Raw genomic sequence first — 1,651 nt, forward strand, 5'->3', positions numbered from 1 at the left:
GCGCTGGCGCGCGCCCTGCGGCCCTGGCGGGCCGCTGCTGTGGTGACGTTTTCGGGGCGGGCTGACGCTGTGCGCGTGGTCGTGGTCGGGTGTGCGAGGTCGGGTGGTCGGCCGTGCGGATGGGGCGAGCGCGGGTGCGCTCGCGGGGGCGGTGTGGCAGGGCTGGCCGGGGGGTCTGGATGCCCGCTGCGCGGCGCTGTGCGCCTGCGTGCGGGCCTGGCTCCGCTCCCCCGGTGTGGTCGCCTCGAGGGCGCCTCGCCGGCCGCTCAGCGCGGCGTCTGCCGAGGCCGGGTGCGCAGCTGCGCTGCGTGGCCGGCGATCGCCTCGAGCTCGAGGTGGCCGGGCGCTGCCGAACGGCTCAGATCAGGCCGGCCGTCCACAGCCGGCCTGCCCGGGCGGCATCCTCGATCCGCGGGAACCGGTAGACCGTCACGTCGCCCTCGACGTACACCGCCAGCGCGAATCCGAACCCCTCGCCCGCGGCCGCGGCATCCGGATCCCGATACGCCACCGCTCCCGCCAGACCCGGCCGCACCCACTCGTTGCTCGGCACCGGCTCGAACCGCTCCGCGAGATCGGCAGCGCCCACCACGGCGAAGAACTCGCCCACGCTCACGTACGCTCCCGACCACATCGCCGGGGCCGCCTCACGCGCCGTCAGCGCGACGTGAGCTCGGAAGTTGCGCGGCGTCGTCATGCCCCCATCCTCCCCGGCTCATCCCACCGCGCAGCACCCTGCTCCCGCATCAGCGCCTCGAACTTCTCCTCCGACAACCGCGGCAACCGGCGCGACTTCGGCAGCGCCCGCGGCTTCCACGACCGATCATGCTTGCGCGCCATGAACTCATCCACGCTCTCCCGCTGCGCGCCCGCCGGCTTCGGCCACACCTCGTCGAGCTCGTAGCGCCGCTCCACCTCGAACAGGAACATCACCCGCTCCACCTTCCGACCCCGCGCCCGCTCCTCCACCACCGGGAACCCGAACCCCACCCGCACCGCCTCAGGCTCCCCCGGACGCCACCCCTCGCCGCGGCCGCGCTCCACCGCGCCGATCACACCCTCCCCATCCGGCGTCACCACATGCCGACCCACCCACAACCCCCGCACCGAGATCACCGCCGCCACGCTCACGCCGCCACCCCCGGCTCATCCAGCCGCGCCAGCGCCGCCCGTGCGTGCTCGATATCCGCCTCGCTGTAGAAGCCACCCTCGGTGCCCCGCACGATCCGCGACTCCAACTGCGCCCGCCGCACACCCACCCGAAACGCCTCACGCGCCGCCACAACCTCCGGCAACGCCTCGAACCGCTCCCGACGCTCCTGCGCCGCGATCCGACCCAACAACGCACCCGAACTGATCCCCCGACCCCGAACCCCATACCGACCAGAAACCATCACCACCACCTCCCAAAACTCTGTATCTCTGACAGTTACAAACTACCGCACACCCCCGACACTCCCACCCGAAATCTGCTTGCAAAATGCAAACAACATTCACCCCGAAACCCGCTTGCAAATTGACAGCACAATTCACCCCCTGCCAAGACACCCCACAGCACCCCAACCAGCCGCCCATGGTCCCCAATGTCTGACCCCCCTCGTAGTCTGTAACTGTCAGAGATACAAACCCCAGGAAGGGACACACCATGACC

Annotated in this window: 3 protein-coding genes; all 3 read right to left on the reverse strand. The window is 70.9% G+C overall.

Annotated elements, in window-relative coordinates; all coding sequences use genetic code 11:
• Window positions 1–358: 358 nt before the first annotated feature.
• The 3 genes from ACWGUG_RS18555 to ACWGUG_RS18565 are packed head-to-tail and all read right to left on the reverse strand — an operon-like array spanning window position 359 to window position 1,403.
• Window positions 359–697: a hypothetical protein gene (locus tag ACWGUG_RS18555; protein WP_376131513.1), complete on the reverse strand. Its 339-nt coding sequence runs from the start codon at window positions 695–697 to the stop codon at window positions 359–361.
• On the reverse strand, window positions 694–1,131 hold the full coding sequence (locus tag ACWGUG_RS18560) for a hypothetical protein (RefSeq protein ID WP_376131516.1): 438 nt from the start codon (window positions 1,129–1,131) through the stop codon (window positions 694–696). Before ACWGUG_RS18560 ends, ACWGUG_RS18555 begins: the two co-directional genes overlap by 4 nt.
• On the reverse strand, window positions 1,128–1,403 hold the full coding sequence (locus ACWGUG_RS18565; RefSeq protein WP_376131518.1) for a hypothetical protein: 276 nt from the start codon (window positions 1,401–1,403) through the stop codon (window positions 1,128–1,130). Before ACWGUG_RS18565 ends, ACWGUG_RS18560 begins: the two co-directional genes overlap by 4 nt.
• Window positions 1,404–1,651 lie beyond the last annotated feature (248 nt).

The organism is Microbacterium sp. NPDC055455 (assembly GCF_053619935.1).

What these genes read in the sequence shown, in the direction of transcription:
- ACWGUG_RS18555 (WP_376131513.1), bottom strand. Translation starts at nt 697, where the DNA reads ATGACGACGCCGCGCAACTTCCGAGCTCACGTCGCGCTGACGGCGCGT.